This window comes from Micromonospora aurantiaca ATCC 27029 (assembly GCF_000145235.1).
GTDB classification, from domain to species: Bacteria; Actinomycetota; Actinomycetes; order Mycobacteriales; family Micromonosporaceae; genus Micromonospora; species Micromonospora aurantiaca.
In genome coordinates this window covers 113,335-130,543 of sequence record NC_014391.1, presented here as the reverse complement: position 1 = coordinate 130,543, position 17,209 = coordinate 113,335, and the positions used below count along the sequence as shown (strand labels likewise).

Here is a 17,209-nt window from a genome sequence, read left to right as displayed (position 1 = left end):
CTATGCCCGCATTTACCCTGGTACGTGTAGCCGATCACGCCACTGTCGATCGGCCGAACGGCCCACCGATCGGCCAGGATGGAAACGTGCTGAGTCGTCGCCTGGTCGAGCTGTTCGAGTGGATCGACCCCGGCCCGGGCAGCACCCACCTGGTCAGCGACATCTCCGGCTGGTGGCGTGACCCCGACGTGCTCGCCCAGGTCGGGCCGGCCCTGGCCGGGCTGTTCCCCGAGGACCGCCCGACCGTCGTGATCGCCCCCGAGGTGACCGGGCTGCTGCTCGGCCCACTGGTGGCGGTCGCCGCCGGAGCCGGTTTCCTGCCCGCGTACAAGAACGGCGGCGAGCGACGCCGGGCCGGGCCGACGCGCTGGGCCGAGACGCCTCCCGACTACCGGGGACGGCGGCTGCGGGTCGGCGTGGACGGCCGGCGGCTGAACCCCGGCGACCGGGTGCTGCTCGTCGACGACTGGGTCGACACCGGCGCGCAACTGGACGCGCTGTGCCGGGTCGTCCGGGACGCCGGGGCCGGCCTGATCGGGGCCGCCGCACTGGTCGCGACCTGCCCGCCCGAGGTCGCCGCACGGCTCAGGCTGCGCGCCCTGCTCACCGGCGCCGACCTGCCGTGAGCCCGTCGGCGGTGGCGGAGCATGCCGTAGCGTCGGCGGCATGTGGCCCCGCATCGGTGGATTGCGCGCACTCGCCCTCGGCACGCCCGGCGAGCTGCGTACCCGGCTCAACACCCTCGTCCTCTCCGGCGCGAAGACCGCCACCGCCGGGCTGGTCCAGGAGTACGACGACGAGAACGAGGAACTGGAGTACGTCGGCGAGCGACTCGTCCTGGTCGACGACAACGACGCGCTCGTCGGCGTCGTGGAGGTCACCGGCGTCGAGGTGGTGCGCTTCGCCGACGTGCCGTGGGACTTCGCCCGCGCCGAGGGCGAGGGCGACCGGTCGATCGAGGAGTGGCGCGAGGGCCACGGCGCCTACTGGGCCCGGCAGGGCACCCCGGTCACCGACGACACCCGGATCGTCTGCCTCCGGTTCCGGCTGGTCTCCACCGAGGGCAGCGTCGGCACCTAGCCGGCCCGGCGCAGCTCCGGCAGCAGCGCCGCCGCGTCCACCAGCACGGCCTCGTCGCCCGCGTACCAGCTGCTGGCCCGGGGCCAGTGCGTCACCACGTCGGTGAAGCCCAGCCGGGCCGCCCGGGCCACCTGCTCGGCGAGGAAGTCGGCGCTGGTGAGCGAGAACACCGGCGCGGAGTCGAGCGACAGGTAGCGGTCGAGCGTCGCCGGGTCACGGCCGGCCTGCTCCAGCGTCCGGGTCATCCGGTCCGACAGCTCCGCCACCGTGCCCCACCACGCCTCGATGTCGTCGCCGCCGAGCCCGGTGGTGACCCAGCCCTGCCCGAACCGGGCGACCAGCCGCATCGAGCGGGGACCGTTCGCGGCCATCACGAACGGCACCCGGGGCTGCTGGACGCAACCCGGCTTGTTGCGCGCGTCCACGGCGGTGAACCACTCCCCGCGCCAGGTCGTGCCGTCCTCCCGCAGAATCAGGTCGAGCAGCTCGGTGAACTCGGCGAACCGGTCCACGCGCTGCCGGGGCGGCAGCGTCTCGCCGCCGAGCACCGCCGAGTCGAAGCCGATGCCGCCCGCGCCGAGGCCGAGCAGCACCCGGCCGTCCGACACGTCGTCGAGCGCGGTCACCTGCCTGGCGAACGCCGCCGGGTGCCGGAAGTTCGGCGACGCCACGAGCGTCCCGAGCTTCACCCGGGACGTCACGCCGGCCGCCGCGGTGAGCGTCGTCCACGAGTCGAACCACGGCCCGTCGACCAGGTCACGCCAGCCCAGGTGGTCGTAGGTCCAGGCGTGGTCGAAGCCCCACTCGTCCACCTGGGCCCACCGCCGACGCGCTTCCGACCAACGCTGGTCGGGCAGGATCACGATGCCGATTCGCATGATCGCCAGGGTACGACCCGGGCCGGACATCCCGGCCCGGGTCGCGGGGGATCACGCCGCCAGGTCGGCCACCACGCAGGCGATGTTGTCCGGCGCGCCGGCCGCGTACGCCTGTTCGACCAGGCGCTCGACGGCGCTCTCCGGATCGTCCGCCTCCGCCAGCGCGGCGTGCAGCGCGCCCGGGTCCACCACCGCGGAGAGGCCGTCGGAGCAGAGCAGGTAGCGGTCGCCGGGCAGCGCGGTACGCAGCGCCAGGTCCGCCTCCACCTCCGCGCCCGCGCCGAGTGCCCGGGCCAGCAGCGCGCGCTGCGGATGCGCCAGGGCCTCGGCCGGGGTAAGCCGCCCCTGGTCGATGAGCGTCTGCACGTACGTGTGGTCCTGGGTGAGCCGGGACAGCTCGCCGCCGCGCAGCAGGTACGCCCGGCTGTCCCCGACGTGCACCAGCGCGAGCCGGGTGCCACGTCGCACGAGCGCGGTGAGCGTGGTGGCGGGCTGGTCGGCGTCGGTGGCGTGCGCGCGTACCGCCCGGTCGGCCCGGGTCACCGCGTCGGCCAGCGCGGCGAGCAGATCGGCCCCCGGCGCGTCCGCCTGCTCCAACGGCCGCAGCGCGTCCACGGCCGCCGCGCCGGCAGTGGCCCCGGCGGGACCGCGTACGCCGTCGGCGACCGCGAGCAGCGCCGCGCTCGCGTACGCGGTGTCCTCGTTGGAGTCGCGGACCGTGCCGGTCTCGCAGCGCGTCGCGTACCGGAAGGTGGTCTCGGACATGGTGGTGCCCCTCTCGCTGAGCCTGTCGACGAGGAGCGCGACGGCCCGGCCGCGCGCCGCGGTGTCCGCGCTGACCCGCCGCCACCAGGCGTCGAGCGCCTCGGCGGCGGCAGCGGGCGGCAGGCCGCAGACGGTACGGATCTCGGCCAGCGGCATCCCGGCCCGGCGCAGCCCGGCGATCAGCCGTGCCCGGTCCGCCTGCTCCGGCGCGTAGTAGCGGTAGCCCGAGTGCGGGTCCACAGCAGCAGGGGGCAGCAGCCCGCAGTCGTCGTAGATGCGCAGCGCCTTGGCGCTCAGGCCGGTCGCCCGGGCGAACGCGCCGATGGTCAGCAGTCGCACCGTGCCTCCCTCGCGCTCCTCGTGCCGGTCACCGCGACCGGCACCGGTCACGCTGGGCCTTGCCGCAGGGGACGGGTCAAGGCGTCGCTGTCGCCAGTTTTGCCAGCATCCGGTCCAGATGCGGCTCGATCGTGCCGGTCGGCGCCTCGCTCACCTCGGCCGGCGTCCACCAGCGGATGCCCGCGAACTCCACCGGATCGGGCGTGAACCGCTGGTCACGGTCGGCGGACAGCACGTACCAGAGGCTCACGTCGGTGTGCCGGTGCTCGGGCGGGCCGACCGTCTCGGTGACGGTGAGGAACGCCGGGCGCTCGCCGAACGGCGGCGCGAAGACCGCCGCCACGCCCAGTTCCTCCCGCAGTTCGCGGCGCACCGTGTCGGCCGGGTGCTCACCGGGTTCGACGTGCCCGCCGCTGGGCAGCCACATCCCCGCCAGGCGGTGGTCGACGAGCAGCACCGCGCCGTCGGCCGGGTCGCGGAGCAGGAAGTACGCGACCAGGTGCGGCGACGGCGTACGCGGCTTGGCCCGGCGGAAGATGTCATCCGTGCCGGCCAGCCAGGCCAGTGCCGCCTCCCGGTGCCGCGCCTCCAGCTCGTCCCCCGGTGGCAGTTCCTCGACCAGTCCCCGGATCTCGTCCCGCATCCCGCCGATGCTGCCAGCCGGGTACGACGGTCAGTCCGGCGGCAGCGGGTTGGCGTCGGCAGCCGCGCGGACGAACTCACGTACCCGGGAGGTGGTGTTCCCGGCCGGCCACACCGGACCGCGACTGATCGGCGGCGCGTCGTGGATCGGCACGTAGGCCACGTCCGGGCGGGCGTAGAACTGGCGGGCCTGCTCGCCCACCGGCAGCACCCCGCGCCCCATCGCGACGAGCGCCAGCATCTCCGAGAAGCTGCCACCCACCGGGCCCTTCGGCACCGGGCGGCCGGACGGGGTGCGGTCCGGCGTGCGGTCCTGCTTGAACGCGGCCGAGGTCACCGCCGGGTACTGCACCACCGGATGGTCGCCCAGCACCTCCAGCGACACCGACTCCTCGGCCGCCAGCGGATGATCAGCGGCCACCGCGAGCACCCGGCGCTCGCGCAGCAGCACCGGGCCGTTCGCCATGCCGTCGAAGGGGTACGAGGCGATCAGCACGTCGATCGTGCCGTCCAGCAGACTCGACCGGGTGCTGGCCAGCGGCGCCTCGTGCACGTGCACCTCGCAGTCCGGGTGGCGCTCGGTGAACAGGGCCACCGCGCGCAGCAGCACCGGAGCTGTCGACTCACCCACGTACGCCACCCGCAGCTCACCGGTGAGCCCGCGCCCGGCGTCGACGGCCCGCTGCACAGCCGCCTCGATGCCGGCCACCAACGGGCGCATCTCCTCGACCAGGCGGGCGCCGATCGGGGTGAGCCGGACGACCCGGCTGGTCCGCTCGAACAGGGGCGCGCCGATGCGGCGTTCCAGCTTGCGCACCACATGGCTGACCCGGCCGGTACTCACCCGCAGCCGCTCGGCGGTCCGCCCGAAATGCAGTTCCTCGGCCAGGGTCAGGAACGTCTCGACCTCGTACCGCTCCAGCACCGGAGCACCTCCGTCGTTGCCTGCGGGTCAACGATCGTAGTCCGGATCGGGGTTGGTCCGGACGGCGCGCCGGACCAGGGTTGACGGCATGCACAACCATCTCGTGACGGTGACCGGTTTCGACCACCTCGTCCTCTCGGTGAGCGACGTCGAGCGCTCCCTCGACTTCTACTGCAGCACGCTCGGCCTGGCCCCGGTGCGGGTCGACAGGTGGCGGGCCGGTGAGGTGCCGTTCCCCTCCGTACGCGTCGACGCCAGCACCATCATCGACCTGATCAAGGGCGACCCGACCGGGTCCAACGTGGACCACTTCTGCCTCGTGGTCGAGCCGGTCGACTGGCAGCGGGTGGTCGACTCCGGCGTCTTCACCGTGCTGACCGGCCCGGTCCCGCGCTTCGGTGCGCGCGGCACCGCCACCTCGATCTACGTCAGCGACCCGGACGGCAACACAATCGAACTGCGCTGCTACCCGGCCGACGCCTAACCTGTTCCGATGCCGGAGCTGGAACGACTCGCCGCCCACCACGCACCCGCCGTGCTGCGGTTCGAGCGGGAGAACCGGGCCTACTTCGCCCGGTACGTCCCCGACCGGGGCGACGACTTCTTCACCGGGTACGCCGCCCGGCACGCGGCCCTGCTGGACGAGCAGGAACGCGGCACCTGCCACTTCCACGTGCTGGTCGGCGACCACGGCGCCGTGCTCGGGCGGTTCAACCTGGTCGACGTCGCAGGCGGCAGCGCCGAGCTGGGCTACCGGGTGGCCGAGCGCGCCGCCGGGCGCGGGCTCGCGGGTGAAGGCGTACGGCACGTCTGCGAACTGGCCCGCACCGAGTACGGGCTGCGCCGGCTGGTCGCCTCGGCGGCCCTGGCGAACCCGGCCTCGCTGGCGGTGCTCAAGCGCGCCGGTTTCGTGCTCGACGGTTCGGTGCGCGGCGATTCGGTGCACGACGGTTCGGTGCGCAGCGGTTCGGTGTCCGGCTGCGAGGTGGATCTGAACGGGGAGCCCGGCCTGCGGCACGTGCTCGATCTCGGCGCGCCCTACGCCGCCGCGTCCCCGTAGGTGGGCGCTCCGGCCGGCTCGTACGTCAGTTGCAGCGTGCCGTGGGCGTGGGTGACTGACTCGGTGAGCCGCAATGCGCTCGGCACCGTCCCCTCGCCGAACAGGCGCTTGCCGGTGCCGAGCACCACCGGGTACACCCACAGGTTGAGCCGGTCGACCAGGCCGAGGCGCAGCAGCGACTGCACCAGGTCCAGGCTGCCGATCACGTGGACCTCGCCGTGGCGGCCGTTCATCTCGGTGACGCGCTCGGCGAGGTCACCTTTTACCAGCGACGAGTTCGTCCAGGTGAGCGGCTCGGCGAGCGTGCGGCTGGCCACGTACTTCGGCACACCGTTCAGCAGGCCGGTGAAGGGGATGTCCGCAGGCGCCTTCGGCCAGTAGCCGGCGAAGATGTCGTACGTCTTGCGGCCCAGCAGCAGCGCGTCCATGCTGCTCGCCTGCTGGAACATCACCGCGCCGGACTTCTCGTCGAGCAGCGGCATCTGCCAGCCGCCGTGGCTGAAGCCGCCCTCGCGGTCCTCGTCGGGCTCACCGGGCGCCTGCGCCACGCCGTCGAGGGTCAGGAACTCTGTCACGATCAGCTTGCCCATGGGTCCGCTCCTCCGGTTTCCGCTCGTCCCCCGTCAGACCCGTCAACGACCCGCAACTCATCGCCGAGGTGTACGTGATGGATTTCGTGGAACTGGTCATCGACGGGCAGATCGACATCGATCGCGACGACCTCGAAGACGCCCTCAACGAGGCTCTCGTCGGGCGCGGCGAGGTGACCGGTGCCGGAACAAGCGAGCACGGCTCCCACCTCGACGTCGACGTCCTTGCGACAGCGGACAGGCGAGCCGTCCTGGACGCCGTCTTCGGGGTGCTCGCCGCCTTGGACCTGGGCGACTCCGTCCGGGTCCGGCCCGGCGACGGGCAGACCTGGATCCGTCCGGGCCAGTGGACCCGCTCTACTCGTGCCGGACGAGCCTGAAGGGCACCCCGTCGATCTCCGTGACGTACCCGATCACCGGCACCGGGTTCCTCAGTTCCGCGATCTCGACAAGCAATGCGGTGGCAGTGCCGGCGTAGGGCTCGGGCGGGTCGATCAGGGCGGTATCGCAGACCACCGTCGGCCACTGCTCGGGAGGACCGTCGTCCAGGTGCCAGCAGAGCAGATAGTCGAAGTTCACGGCTCCCCAGACCCGGAGGTCTCCCGGTGAGGTGCCGAAGTGGTACGGGAACCCTCCTGTGCACTCCGCCCTCTTGTTCATCACGTGATGCCAGTTCCGCGCGTACCGGAGGAATTCCGGTACGCCCCAGTCGGAAGGATGAAGCACTTCCAGGAAGCCGATGCTGCCGTGTGGTAAGCGCTCGACGAAGCGTCGGTAGTCCTCGGGAAAGGGATGGCCTGCCGCCTCGGTGAGAGCCGTCCAGTCGATCTCCGTCTCCGTCGCCCCGTCCCAGTCGAACAGGCCGGCGAGTCGATCCACGGTCGGCGAAGCATCCGGTGTCATTCGGCTTCCTCCGGCAGATGATCGTTGGTCGGGTGCACGTCCCACCTCGCCTTCACCGTAAGATCACTCTCTTCGACAGGCGTACGCCTCCGGAGTCCTCGAAGGCGGATTCGCCATGATCCCCGATCGGACTGAGGTAAGCGACCTCCTGGAGAAGGCGCTGGCGGGTGCGGCCGCCACGTTCCAGGGCATGACGGCGCACCGGCAGGAGTCCAACTGCGAGTGCCACTGGGGCAGCGCGGAGGAACTGGCACTGCTGAAGACGCCGGACGTGCCGCTCGACGAGGACCTGCTCCGTCGCACGTACTGGGCCACTGACTGGCGCTATCCCGGCCCGCTGCTACGCCGGATCCTGCCCCAACTGACCAGGAGCCTCGTGGCCGGCCGAGTGATGCCCATGGCCGGGATGGAGAGCCTCGGGTACTTGTTCACCACCGCCCGCTGGCAGGAATGGCCCAAGGGGCAGCGGGACGCTCTGCGGGAGTTCCTGGACGCCTGGTGGCTGCATGCCCTGGTCGAGCCCGATGCGAAGGTGCCCGCTCACGAGGCCCTGGAACTCATCGCCGAGATCACCGGCAAGCTCACCCCGTGGTTGGCTGTCTGGACGGAGTCGCTGGCCGACGCGGTGGCCCGACGACGGCTGGTCACGGCCGTGGAGGAGTGGGTGGACGACCTGGTGGTCGACAGGCTCCCCTGGTCGAGTTGGCACAAGGAGGACACGTGGGGCGCCGCGCTGTCGCTGTGGGTGATACGACATGCGCCGACCCCACTACGGGAACACAACGCGTCGAGCGACGTGCTTGATTACATTGGCCTGCTCGCCCTGCCCTACGCCGATCGGTGGGACAAATAGCCCTCGCGACGGCGCGCCGAATGCTCGTGGCATCACAAGCGGTGGGAGCCCTCGCGACGGCTACGTCCATGGCGTGGACCGCATCTGGAGCGGCTGGTAGGCCAAGGCTCGGTCAACCACCTCGACAGCCGTCAACTCGGGGTCGCTCCAGTAGATCAGGTTGGAGACGTAGCCGCCTGGGCAGGCGAGGTCTCGCTCAAGTTGGTCCAGCCAGCCGCCCAGCTCACCATCGTCCGCGTAGTCGACACTCATGATCCGCTCGACGAGGGCGATGGCCTCGTCCCGCGTCAGCTCTGCTGCCAAGTCGGCGCACCTCACGTCCTTTGTCGACCACGCCGCTCAGCTCTCGAACGGCGATCAGCCCAAGTAGCGCTGCTTTCAATCAGCAGCCTTACCGCGCGAAGGTCCGGCACCACTACCGCGAGCCACGTCCGGTACTCGTGGCGCAACTGCGCATCAACCCCCACCAGTACGCCTGCCGGAAGCTCCGCCCAGAACTCCTGGGTGAGACAGCACGAGTCGGGCCCGAGCGGCACAACCGTGAGCACGCCGCCGCTGGAGTATCCGGAAGTCAACGTACGGGTGACGGCACGACGTCCCGGTTCGACCTCGACGACCTCGTGCATGATCCCCAGTCGACCGTCGGGGCTCCGATGCACGAACGCCTGGATCTCGCCGACTCCCTTCGGTCCGGGCAGAGTGACGCCGATCTCAATCGAGTCGTCCAGCACCTCCAACGACGCCGGATCCTCCATGAAGCCGAAGGCCGCCTCCGCGCTCGTCGGCAGGTCGACGGTGGCCGTCTCCCGTACCTGGACCGCAGTCGTCGTCACCCTGATCAACCGTAGACGCGAGCGCACGCCGCATTGTGTCAGTCGACCCGTCGACGGTGGGGGCGAGATCAGCGCTACGCGCCCTCGCTAGCGGGCGCCGCCCGGTGCGAACACGGCATAGAAGTACCGAAGGCTGTCCTCCGGACCGTTCTCCAGGCGCTTGAAGGCCTTCGCGATCGGATTGCACCAGCCCTGCCCGGCGAGCTCGACCACCATGGGCCATCCGACGACGGCCAGTTCGTCTGCCGTCGTTGCGCGCCACCGTCCACCCGCATGCCGGGTCAGCACCTCGCCGACATAGCAACCGAAGCCGAAGAGAGTCTCTGCCACCTGTCCAGCGGCGAGGCCCTCGGCCCGAAAGCCGTCGAGGATGGCGTCCACGGCCGCCAGGCTGTCCGGCGTGTAGTCCAGGTGCACACCGCTGACCTGGGCCGCTGACACCACGATGTCGCCCGCGAACCGGGCTGCGTTCTCCGGCACGGGCGCGTACTTCAGGCGCAGTTGCACGGTTCTCTCCGTTGATCAACAGATGGGGATCGCGCGATCGTACCGACGACGGCCGACAAGCAGTGGCCTCGCGCCCGGCCTCGGGCCCAGCTGTCGCATGCCCCCTCGTCAGCACAACTACGTAACACCTGGCTCGTCTTTTGCTACGCGATGGCCCGCCTCCCCAACGGGGAGGTTCTCGTTGGGCAGGCTCCGCAGATCATCAAGGCGTTCGATATCAAGAGCTTGGGGGACGTGCTTCTGCCCTGGCGGATCATCGAGCGCGGCATCCGTGGGGTCACTCTGCTTGTAGCCCGAGACGCCGACGGCGCAGGCGGCGCCCAGCAGGGCCCGCAGCCGGAGACCACGACCGGTACGGCCAACCAGGGGGAACCGCCGCAGCCCTCGGCCGGACCGTGACGGCACGCTAATGACACCGGTCGTGCTGGCTGGCCACTGAATATCGAAGGCCCTGACTCGGGACTCTCGTCCTGATCAGGGCCTTCGCGCTGGAGCGGGTGACGGGAATCGAACCCGCACTGTCAGCTTGGGAAGCTGATGTTCTGCCATTGAACTACACCCGCAGGCGGCACCACTCTACCTGAAGGTCACCACCCCTGTGCATCCAGGTGCCCGCGCGCCACTTCGGCGAGGTGGCGGCATCGGCGGGCGGTTGACCCCGCCACCTCCCCGAACTGGAGTGGATCAAGCACTAACGTCGACAACGTATGGGCGTTCTCAAATGCGTCGATGGGATGTAACGTCTGCCCCACGTTTCCGAACCGGCGTGACACACCCCCTGGCACGCCGTCAGAAAGAGGTGGGCCCATGGGACTCCGTCCCAACCTGCTGACCCGGCGTACCGCCGGTGTCGCGACGTCGACCCTCGCGCTGCTGCTCAGCACCGCCGCCGTCGGCGTCGTCCCCGCTGCTTCGGCCTTCTCGGCCGCCCCGGCCGGCGTCTGCGCCGAGCCGGCCGACGCCCACGCCGACGAACACGCGAACGCGCGCGTCGCGAAGGGCGGCAACGCCAAGCTCGACCCCAACCACCTGACCGCCAAGCAGGTCCGTGACCGTGAGGCCGACCTCGCCGCCGCGCAGCGCGAGCGGGCAAGCTTCCGGACCGGCGCCGTCGCCCCGCTGGCCACCGTGACCATCCCGGTCGTCGTGCACGTCATCCAGGAGAACAGCACCCGGGCCGGTGGCAACATCACCGACTCGATGATCAACCAGCAGATCACCGTGCTGAACCAGTCGTACGCGGGCTCGACCGGCGGCGCCGCCACCGCTTTCGGGTTCCAGCTCACGAAGATCAACCGGGTGACGAACCCGTCGTGGTACCCGATCGTGCAGGGCTCCTCCGCCGAGCGCTCGATGAAGACCTCGCTGCGTGAGGGCGGCAAGAACACGCTGAACATCTACCTCGGCGAGCTGAGCAACGGCCTGCTGGGCTGGGCGACGTTCCCGAAGCGGACGCTGGACAAGATGGACGGCGTGGTCGTGCTGAACGAGTCGCTGCCCGGCGGCACCGCGACCAACTACAACCAGGGTGACACCGGCACCCACGAGGTCGGCCACTGGCTGAACCTCTACCACACCTTCCAGGGCGGCTGCTCCGGCTCGGGCGACAGCGTCTCCGACACCCCGGCCGAGGCGTCCCCGGCGTACCAGTGCCCGACCGGCCGCGACACCTGCTCGACCGCCGGCAAGGACCCGATCACCAACTTCATGGACTACACGTACGACTCCTGCATGTACCAGTTCACCGCCGGCCAGGCGAGCCGCATGCTCACCGCGTGGAACGCCTACCGCGCAGCCTGACCGTCGTACCGCGTACCGGTGCCGGCCCTGTCCTCGGACGGGGCCGGCACCGTTTCGTCGTGGGCCGGGTCAGGCGGCCGGGCGGCGGGTGTCGAAGCCGTGCCGGCCACGCCGCCCTTCGGCGGCGAGCGGGTCACGCCGGGCGGGTTCGGCCCCGCGCGGATCGAGCCAGACCCGCACCTGCGGCGGAGCGGCGCCGGGCTGCCCCACCGGGTCGCGCCGCGTCAGCATCGCCGCCTCGACGGTGAACTCGAACAGCCGCCAGTCGCCCTGCGGCGACGCGCGGCCGATCCGGGCCAGCCGGGCCACCGTGGCGGGGTCGGTCACCGGCCGGGCGCGGCCTGCCACGTACGCCTCGTCGTCGCTCTCCTCCGGCGGGAACGAGTGCAGCGCGTAGCGGCCGTCGCGTTCGAGGTCGCGGCGCTTCGGCGAGTCGATGACGAAGCACCAGAGGCCGTCGGCGGTGAACACCGGGGAGACCGGGTGGACCCGGGGGCCGCCGTCGGCGCGGACCGTGGCGAGGTAGCCGAAGCCCGGCCCGTACTGCTGCATCAGGAGGCGGATCTCGTCGGCGAGGCGGGGCTCGTCGGCGGCGAATTCGGACCAGGAAGCCATGTGGACACTCTATCGAACACGTGTACGAAGATGTAGTGCGACACGCAGGTCACCGGCACCTGTCGCTATGGTGTTCCGATGCTGCTCTCCGACCGCGACCTGGTCTCCGAGATCAAGGCCGGCACGCTCGCGCTGGAGCCCTTCGAGCCCACGTTGGTGCAGCCGTCGAGCATCGACGTACGCCTGGACCGGCTGTTCCGGGTCTTCAACAACCACCTCTACACGCACATCGACCCGTCGATCCAGCAGGACGACCTGACCTCGATGGTGGAGGTGCCGGAGGGGCAGCCGTTCGTGCTGCACCCGGGCGAGTTCGTGCTCGCCTCCACCCTTGAGGTGATCTCGCTGGGTGACCAGCTCGCCGGCCGGCTGGAGGGCAAGTCGAGCCTCGGGCGACTGGGGCTGCTGACCCACTCGACCGCCGGCTTCATCGACCCGGGTTTCTCCGGTCACGTCACGCTGGAGCTGTCGAACGTGGCGAACCTGCCGATCACGCTCTGGCCGGGCATGAAGATCGGCCAGCTCTGCATCTTCCGGCTCTCCTCGCCGGCCGAGCACCCGTACGGCTCGGCCGTCTACGGCTCGCGTTACCAGGGGCAGCGCGGACCGACGCCGAGCCGGTCCTGGCAGAGCTGGCGCACCTGGCCGACCCGCTGACGGCGCCCACAGTTGTTAATAAGGGCCCCCTCCTCTACCGGAGGCGTTAAGAGGGGGCCCTTCCTTACACCCGGCCGTAGCTGTTGATGTCGCCGTCGTCGACCCGCTTCATGGTGATCGGCTTGCCGGACTGGGAGGCGTGCACCACCCAGCCGTCGCCCACGTACATCGCCACGTGGTGCAGGTCGCTGTAGTAGAAGACGAGGTCACCGGCGCGCAGCTCGGCCCGGCTCACCCGCTTCGTCATGCCGTGCTGCTGGCGCGCGTTGTGCGGCAGCGAGACACCGCCCTTGGCCCAGGCCGCCAGGGTCAGGCCCGAGCAGTCGAAGTGATCCGGCCCGGCCGCGCCCCACACGTAGATCTTGCCGATCTGGGCGCAGGCGAACTTGACCGCCGCTCCGGCAGCGCCACCGGGGTAACCGGCGGGGCAGGGCGCCGGGCGCAGCGGGCCGCCGCCACCGTTGCCGTACACCTTGAGCCGCAGCTTCTGCAGCCGGGCGATCTCGGCGTCGATCTGCTTCTTCTTCGCCGCGAGCTGGGCCTCGGTACGCGCCAGTCCGGCGATCATCTCGTCCAGCGGCTTCTTCTTCGCCGCCAGTTCGTCGCGCAGCGCGGCGACGGAGCGCACCTGCTCGTGCTGGCGGTGCGCGAAGCGGTCGAGCAGTTCCAGGCCGTTGACCAGGTCACCGGGTGAGCGGCTGCCCAGCAGCGCGTTGACGGTGGAGAGGTTGTCACCCTTGTAGGCGTCGGCGGCGAGTCCGCCGACCTGGCCGAGCGCGGCGTCCACCCGGGCCTGGAGGGGTGCGATCTGCCGGCCGAGCGCGTCGGCCTGCTTGCGCCGCGCGGCGAGCTGCTCGCGTACGGCGTTGACCTGTTCGATGACCGGTTCGAGTTTGTTCCAGTCGCGGTCGATCTGCGCCTCGATCTCGGCGACCGAGGGTTCGGCGTGTGCCGCCGTGGCGCCGCCGGTCAGGATGACTGCGGTGCCGACGAGAGCGGCGAGGGCTGTGGTGAAGCGGGACCAGCGGGTACGCGGCACAGCCGTGGACCGGTCGACCGACCGGCTCGACGACGGCCGCGGGGCATGGAGTGCCACCGGGCGTCCGTACTCCTTCTTCCGTACCGCCTACCGGGTTAGCTGACGGATTCGGGCGGGAAGGGAGCCGCCCTACCGCATCGCTGCGGATTCACCCCAGGTACCTGGTTCCCCGGCTCGCCCGGAGGCGACTCGGCGGTGTCGGACCGTCACCGACCGGGTTGGACGGTGAGACGTGCGGCCGACGATTCACCAGAGTAGGGACCACCGTTATCGATCCGCAACTTCCAGCGCCGTGACACTCCGTACGCGATGAGGCGCCGCACCTCGGTCGGAGGTGAAATTTTCTTTCAAGGCTGATTACTCACTGGAAAGGTATTGACCCTCGCGGGTGTGCGGAGTGAGGGTGGAAACGCAGTGACCCCCATCCCTGTCCAGGAGGTTCGATGCACCTCTCCGCCCCGCCGTCGGGCAGACGGATACTGCTCGCCGCCGCAGTGGCGACAGCCACCGCGCTGGCGACGACCGGCCCGGTGACAGCCGCGCCGGACACGTCCGCGCCCGCGAGCGACCGGCAACAACAATACGCCGCCGCCGCGGCCGAGTACGGCGTACCGCAGAACGTGCTGCTCGGTGTCTCCTATCTGGAGTCCCGCTGGGACACCCACACCGGGCAGCCGAGCACCAGCGGCGGCTACGGCCCGATGCACCTGACCGACGCCGCGCACATCCTCGCCATGCCGGGCAGCGCCCACGTCGACGAGGACGAGGACCCGCGCGGCGACGACTCCCGGCCGCTGAAGCTCGATCCGGCCACCGCGGCCGCACCGAAGCGGGAGACCCCGCTGCCGCCGGCCTCGCTCCAGACGCTCGACGCCGCCGCCGCGCTCACCGGGCTCGACGCGGGCACGCTGCGCACCGAGCCGGCCGCGAACATCCGCGGTGGCGCCGCGCTGCTGGCGTCGTACCAGAAGGCTCTGGGTGGGCCGGTCGGCGCCGGCACCGACCCGGCGGCCTGGTACGGCGCGGTGGCCCGGTACTCCGGCGCGGACACCTCCGACGCCGCGGCGGCCTTCGCCGACGAGGTCTACGACCAACTCGGCCAGGGCGCCAGCCGGACCACCGACGACGGCCAGCGGGTCACGCTCGCCGCCACCGCCGCGAAGCCGGACCGTTCCCGGCTGGCCCGCCTGGGCCTGCGCAACGCCGAGCGACCGGACGGGCTGGAGTGCCCGGTGCGGCTGGCCTGCGAGTGGATCCCCGCGCCGTACGAGCAGCTCAGCGACGACCCGGGCGACTACGGCAACCACGACCTGGGCGACCGGCCGAAGCAGCAGAAGATCGAGTACATCGTCATCCACGACACCGAGGGCTACTTCGGCCCGAGTGTCGACCTGGTGAAGCGGGCCGACTACCTGGGCTGGCACTACACGCTGCGCTCGGTGGACGGCTACATCGCCCAGCACATCAAGACCAAGGACGTGGGCTGGCACGCCGGCAACTGGTACGTCAACGCCAAGTCCATCGGCCTGGAGCACGAGGGCTTCGCCGGTCAGGGCACCTGGTACACCGAGGCGATGTACCGCACCTCCGCCAAGCTGGTGCGTCACCTGGCGCTGAAGCTCGGCATCCCGATGGACCGGCAGCACATCATCGGCCACGACAACGTGCCCGGCATCAACGCCGGCGCGGTGGGCGGCATGCACTGGGATCCGGGACCGTACTGGGACTGGTCGCACTACTTCGACCTGATGAAGGCGCCGTTCCGCAGCACCGGCACGCCCCGTACCGGCCTGGTCACCATCGACCCGGACTTCGCCACCAACCGGCCGGCGTTCTTCGGCTGCAACCAGCAGCCGCCGGGCGTCCCGACGCCCCGGCCGCCGGCCGAACCGTGCCCGTCGCGCGGCTCCTCGTCGGTGATCCTGCGGACCGCGCCGAGCCCGGACGCCCCGCTCGTCAACGACCTCGGGCTGCGCCCGGACGGCACGCCGGACACCATGTACATCTCCGACCACGGCGCCCGCGCCTCCGCCGGTCAGACGTACGCGCTCGCCGGCCGCCAGGGCGACTGGACGGCGATCTGGTACCTCGGCCAGAAGGCGTGGTTCCTCAACCCGGCCTCCGCGCCGACGGCCAAGTGGGCCACCGGCTTCGTCGTGACGCCGCGGCCCGGCAAGGCCACCATCCCGGTGTACGGGCGGGCCTACCCGGAGCAGGCCGCCTACCCGGACACCATCCCGTACCAGACCATCTCGCCGCTTCAGTACACGTTCGCCGCCGGCCAGCGGTACGCGGTGGGCGGGGTGCTGCCCGGCGAGTACTACCGGGCGGTCTCGTTCGACGGTTCGGCACCGGGTGACCGGACCGTGGTCCGCGGCGAGAACCGCTACGTGCAGGTCCAGTTCGGTCACCGGATCATGTTCGTGAACCTGGACGACGTGCTGATCCTGCCGTCCCCGGTCGGCGCGCCGCGCTGACCCGGCACCGCACACGGGAAGGCCCCCGGTCCGCGTGGACCGGGGGCCTTCTCGCTGCCAGGGTTCCGGATCAGGCGACCCGGACGAAGCCGGCGATCGGCATCGTGCTGATGCTCGACACCTGGACCGGTTTGCCGGTACGTGGCGCGTGCACCATCACCCCGTTGCCGAGATAGAGCCCGACGTGGTGCAGGTCGGAGCCGAAGAACACCAGGTCACCGGGGCGGGCCTCGGAGCGGGAGATCCTGCGGCCCTCGTTCCACTGCGCGCCGGTGAAGTGGGTCAGCGAGATGCCCGCCGCCTTGTACGCGTACTGGGTGAGACCGGAGCAGTCGAACGAGTTCGGGCCGGTGGCGCCCCACACGTACGGGTCACCGACCTGGGCGCACGCCGTCTTGATGGCGGTCCGCGCGGCGCTGCTCACCACGCCGTCGACGGCGGGGCAGCCTGCCGGGCGGATCGAGGTCACCGGCAGCATGGCGGTCAGCCGCTTGATCTCCGAGTCGATCTGCTTCTTCTTCGCCGCGAGATCGTTCTGCTGCTTGATCTCCAGCGCGATCAGCGCGTCGAGCTTCTCCTTCTGCTTGTTGTACTCGTCGCGCACCTTGAGCACACCGGCGATCTGGCGGCGCTGGTCCTCGGCGATCCGGTCCAGCATGACCAGCTGCTCGGCCAGCGCGCCCGGCTTGGAGTTCACCAGCAGCGCACCCAGCTCCTGCGACGGGCCCTGGATGTAGTAGCGGGCCGCGATGTCGCCGACCTTGTTCATGGCGAGCGTGGAGGCCAGCTCCAGCGGCACCATCTTGTCCTTCAGCGCCTTGGACTTCTTCTGGTTGGCGCGAAGCTGCGAGCGGACCTTGTTGAACTGCTCGATGGTGGGTTCGAGCTGCTGCCACTGCTTGTCGATCTGCGCGTCGATCTCGTCCACCGACGGCGCCGCGTGCGCCGGGGCGGTCAGCATTCCGGCGCCGACCGCGGCGGCCGCGACCAGGGTGACCAGACCGTGTACCACCCGTCGGAACCCGGCCCGCCGGCCGGGTGGAGCGCTCGGGGCGTGACGTTGAGGGGGCGTGGTTGCCACCGGCACGGACTCCTTTGCAACCGACCGCCGGGCGCCTCGCGAGAGGGAAGGTCGAGGCAGACGACCCACAGCGGTCGGTGCCTCACATTAGGGAAGGCGTCCGATGGAATCAAGGCGACCCTTTGTTCAATCACGTATCCGCAATCGGTTGCACACCAAGGGTAT

At 70.8% G+C, this 17,209-nt stretch carries 21 protein-coding genes, 1 tRNA gene and 1 riboswitch; of the genes, 9 read left to right on the top strand and 13 right to left on the bottom strand.

Annotation, left to right across the window (positions count from 1 at the left end; all coding sequences use genetic code 11):
- The first annotated feature begins 86 nt into the window (after nt 1–86).
- Nucleotides 87–626 (top strand): phosphoribosyltransferase family protein, encoded by a 540-nt coding sequence (locus MICAU_RS00665; protein ID WP_013283341.1) that lies wholly within the window; start codon nt 87–89, stop codon nt 624–626.
- 40 nt (nt 627–666) lie between these two features.
- Nucleotides 667–1,080: an ASCH domain-containing protein gene (locus MICAU_RS00660; protein WP_013283340.1), complete on the top strand. Its 414-nt coding sequence runs from the start codon at nt 667–669 to the stop codon at nt 1,078–1,080.
- On the opposite strand, the gene MICAU_RS00655 is transcribed toward MICAU_RS00660, so the two are convergent.
- The 4 genes from MICAU_RS00655 to MICAU_RS00640 all read right to left on the bottom strand — a co-directional run bounded on the left by MICAU_RS00655 (nt 1,077) and on the right by MICAU_RS00640 (nt 4,629).
- A complete protein-coding gene (locus MICAU_RS00655; protein ID WP_013283339.1) occupies nt 1,077–1,988 on the bottom strand; it encodes an LLM class flavin-dependent oxidoreductase in 912 nt (303 codons plus the stop codon). The genes MICAU_RS00660 and MICAU_RS00655 overlap by 4 nt on opposite strands.
- A 21-nt stretch (nt 1,989–2,009) precedes the next feature.
- Nucleotides 2,010–3,062 (bottom strand): MerR family transcriptional regulator, encoded by a 1,053-nt coding sequence (locus MICAU_RS00650; protein WP_013283338.1) that lies wholly within the window; start codon nt 3,060–3,062, stop codon nt 2,010–2,012.
- 76 nt (nt 3,063–3,138) lie between these two features.
- Nucleotides 3,139–3,705 (bottom strand): NUDIX hydrolase, encoded by a 567-nt coding sequence (locus MICAU_RS00645; RefSeq protein WP_013283337.1) that lies wholly within the window; start codon nt 3,703–3,705, stop codon nt 3,139–3,141.
- A 30-nt stretch (nt 3,706–3,735) separates the two neighbouring features.
- On the bottom strand, nt 3,736–4,629 hold the full coding sequence (locus tag MICAU_RS00640) for a LysR family transcriptional regulator (RefSeq protein ID WP_013283336.1): 894 nt from the start codon (nt 4,627–4,629) through the stop codon (nt 3,736–3,738).
- An 88-nt stretch (nt 4,630–4,717) separates the two neighbouring features.
- Here MICAU_RS00640 and MICAU_RS00635 point away from each other — a divergent pair, with 88 nt between their 5' ends.
- Nucleotides 4,718–5,113: a VOC family protein gene (locus MICAU_RS00635; protein ID WP_013283335.1), complete on the top strand. Its 396-nt coding sequence runs from the start codon at nt 4,718–4,720 to the stop codon at nt 5,111–5,113.
- Nucleotides 5,114–5,122: 9 nt separating this feature from the next.
- A complete protein-coding gene (locus MICAU_RS00630) occupies nt 5,123–5,689 on the top strand; it encodes a GNAT family N-acetyltransferase (RefSeq protein ID WP_013283334.1) in 567 nt (188 codons plus the stop codon).
- Here the strand turns inward: MICAU_RS00630 and MICAU_RS00625 are convergent.
- Nucleotides 5,668–6,279, bottom strand: coding sequence for a dihydrofolate reductase family protein (locus MICAU_RS00625; RefSeq protein WP_013283333.1), 612 nt, complete (start codon nt 6,277–6,279; stop codon nt 5,668–5,670). The two genes, MICAU_RS00630 and MICAU_RS00625, sit on opposite strands and share 22 nt — an antisense overlap.
- Nucleotides 6,280–6,356: 77 nt before the next feature.
- Here MICAU_RS00625 and MICAU_RS00620 point away from each other — a divergent pair, with 77 nt between their 5' ends.
- Complete coding sequence (locus MICAU_RS00620) at nt 6,357–6,659, top strand: hypothetical protein (protein ID WP_013283332.1); 303 nt, start codon at nt 6,357–6,359, stop codon at nt 6,657–6,659.
- Here the strand turns inward: MICAU_RS00620 and MICAU_RS00615 are convergent.
- Complete coding sequence (locus MICAU_RS00615; protein WP_013283331.1) at nt 6,637–7,182, bottom strand: SMI1/KNR4 family protein; 546 nt, start codon at nt 7,180–7,182, stop codon at nt 6,637–6,639. The genes MICAU_RS00620 and MICAU_RS00615 overlap by 23 nt on opposite strands.
- Before the next feature lie 115 nt (nt 7,183–7,297).
- On the opposite strand from MICAU_RS00615, the gene MICAU_RS00610 reads away from it, so the two are divergent.
- Complete coding sequence (locus MICAU_RS00610; protein ID WP_013283330.1) at nt 7,298–8,035, top strand: hypothetical protein; 738 nt, start codon at nt 7,298–7,300, stop codon at nt 8,033–8,035.
- Between the two features lie 60 nt (nt 8,036–8,095).
- Here MICAU_RS00610 and MICAU_RS00605 read toward each other — a convergent pair whose 3' ends face one another.
- The 4 genes from MICAU_RS00605 to MICAU_RS00585 all read right to left on the bottom strand — a co-directional run bounded on the left by MICAU_RS00605 (nt 8,096) and on the right by MICAU_RS00585 (nt 9,938).
- The gene (locus tag MICAU_RS00605; RefSeq protein ID WP_013283329.1) at nt 8,096–8,338 is read right to left on the bottom strand and encodes a bacteriocin immunity protein; all 243 of its coding nucleotides are present in this window, start codon (nt 8,336–8,338) and stop codon (nt 8,096–8,098) included.
- Nucleotides 8,339–8,349: 11 nt separating this feature from the next.
- The gene (locus MICAU_RS00600; protein WP_157547392.1) at nt 8,350–8,868 is read right to left on the bottom strand and encodes an SRPBCC family protein; all 519 of its coding nucleotides are present in this window, start codon (nt 8,866–8,868) and stop codon (nt 8,350–8,352) included.
- 87 nt (nt 8,869–8,955) lie between these two features.
- A complete protein-coding gene (locus MICAU_RS00595; protein WP_013283328.1) occupies nt 8,956–9,375 on the bottom strand; it encodes a hypothetical protein in 420 nt (139 codons plus the stop codon).
- A 489-nt stretch (nt 9,376–9,864) separates the two neighbouring features.
- Nucleotides 9,865–9,938: transfer RNA gene (locus tag MICAU_RS00585), tRNA-Gly, on the bottom strand.
- Between the two features lie 244 nt (nt 9,939–10,182).
- On the opposite strand from MICAU_RS00585, the gene MICAU_RS00580 reads away from it, so the two are divergent.
- Nucleotides 10,183–11,175 (top strand): zinc metalloprotease, encoded by a 993-nt coding sequence (locus MICAU_RS00580; RefSeq protein ID WP_013283326.1) that lies wholly within the window; start codon nt 10,183–10,185, stop codon nt 11,173–11,175.
- A 69-nt stretch (nt 11,176–11,244) separates the two neighbouring features.
- On the opposite strand, the gene MICAU_RS00575 is transcribed toward MICAU_RS00580, so the two are convergent.
- Complete coding sequence (locus MICAU_RS00575) at nt 11,245–11,790, bottom strand: pyridoxamine 5'-phosphate oxidase family protein (RefSeq protein ID WP_013283325.1); 546 nt, start codon at nt 11,788–11,790, stop codon at nt 11,245–11,247.
- Nucleotides 11,791–11,868: 78 nt separating this feature from the next.
- Between MICAU_RS00575 and dcd the strand changes: the two genes are divergently transcribed.
- Nucleotides 11,869–12,447, top strand: coding sequence for a dCTP deaminase (dcd, locus tag MICAU_RS00570; protein WP_013283324.1), 579 nt, complete (start codon nt 11,869–11,871; stop codon nt 12,445–12,447).
- A 64-nt stretch (nt 12,448–12,511) separates the two neighbouring features.
- On the opposite strand, the gene MICAU_RS00565 is transcribed toward dcd, so the two are convergent.
- Entirely contained in the window at nt 12,512–13,543 is a 1,032-nt protein-coding gene (locus MICAU_RS00565; RefSeq protein ID WP_013283323.1) for a C40 family peptidase, read from the bottom strand.
- 13 nt (nt 13,544–13,556) lie between these two features.
- A riboswitch (cyclic di-AMP (ydaO/yuaA leader) is annotated at nt 13,557–13,691 on the bottom strand.
- Between the two features lie 238 nt (nt 13,692–13,929).
- On the opposite strand from MICAU_RS00565, the gene MICAU_RS00560 reads away from it, so the two are divergent.
- Nucleotides 13,930–15,963 (top strand): N-acetylmuramoyl-L-alanine amidase, encoded by a 2,034-nt coding sequence (locus MICAU_RS00560; protein ID WP_013283322.1) that lies wholly within the window; start codon nt 13,930–13,932, stop codon nt 15,961–15,963.
- Between the two features lie 70 nt (nt 15,964–16,033).
- Here the strand turns inward: MICAU_RS00560 and MICAU_RS00555 are convergent, their stop codons facing one another.
- The gene (locus MICAU_RS00555) at nt 16,034–17,044 is read right to left on the bottom strand and encodes a C40 family peptidase (protein WP_013283321.1); all 1,011 of its coding nucleotides are present in this window, start codon (nt 17,042–17,044) and stop codon (nt 16,034–16,036) included.
- Nucleotides 17,045–17,209 lie beyond the last annotated feature (165 nt).

Excerpts from the sequence above, each read along its gene's own strand:
- MICAU_RS00660 (WP_013283340.1), top strand. The coding sequence starts at position 667 with ATGTGGCCCCGCATCGGTGGATTGCGCGCACTCGCCCTCGGCACGCCC.
- MICAU_RS00655 (WP_013283339.1), bottom strand. The coding sequence starts at position 1,988 with ATGTCCGGCCCGGGTCGTACCCTGGCGATCATGCGAATCGGCATCGTG.
- MICAU_RS00645 (WP_013283337.1), bottom strand. The coding sequence starts at position 3,705 with ATGCGGGACGAGATCCGGGGACTGGTCGAGGAACTGCCACCGGGGGAC.
- MICAU_RS00635 (WP_013283335.1), top strand. The coding sequence starts at position 4,718 with ATGCACAACCATCTCGTGACGGTGACCGGTTTCGACCACCTCGTCCTC.
- MICAU_RS00630 (WP_013283334.1), top strand. The coding sequence starts at position 5,123 with ATGCCGGAGCTGGAACGACTCGCCGCCCACCACGCACCCGCCGTGCTG.
- MICAU_RS00625 (WP_013283333.1), bottom strand. The coding sequence starts at position 6,279 with ATGGGCAAGCTGATCGTGACAGAGTTCCTGACCCTCGACGGCGTGGCG.
- MICAU_RS00620 (WP_013283332.1), top strand. The coding sequence starts at position 6,357 with ATGGATTTCGTGGAACTGGTCATCGACGGGCAGATCGACATCGATCGC.
- MICAU_RS00615 (WP_013283331.1), bottom strand. The coding sequence starts at position 7,182 with ATGACACCGGATGCTTCGCCGACCGTGGATCGACTCGCCGGCCTGTTC.
- MICAU_RS00610 (WP_013283330.1), top strand. The coding sequence starts at position 7,298 with ATGATCCCCGATCGGACTGAGGTAAGCGACCTCCTGGAGAAGGCGCTG.
- MICAU_RS00580 (WP_013283326.1), top strand. The coding sequence starts at position 10,183 with ATGGGACTCCGTCCCAACCTGCTGACCCGGCGTACCGCCGGTGTCGCG.
- MICAU_RS00575 (WP_013283325.1), bottom strand. The coding sequence starts at position 11,790 with ATGGCTTCCTGGTCCGAATTCGCCGCCGACGAGCCCCGCCTCGCCGAC.
- dcd (WP_013283324.1), top strand. The coding sequence starts at position 11,869 with ATGCTGCTCTCCGACCGCGACCTGGTCTCCGAGATCAAGGCCGGCACG.
- MICAU_RS00560 (WP_013283322.1), top strand. The coding sequence starts at position 13,930 with ATGCACCTCTCCGCCCCGCCGTCGGGCAGACGGATACTGCTCGCCGCC.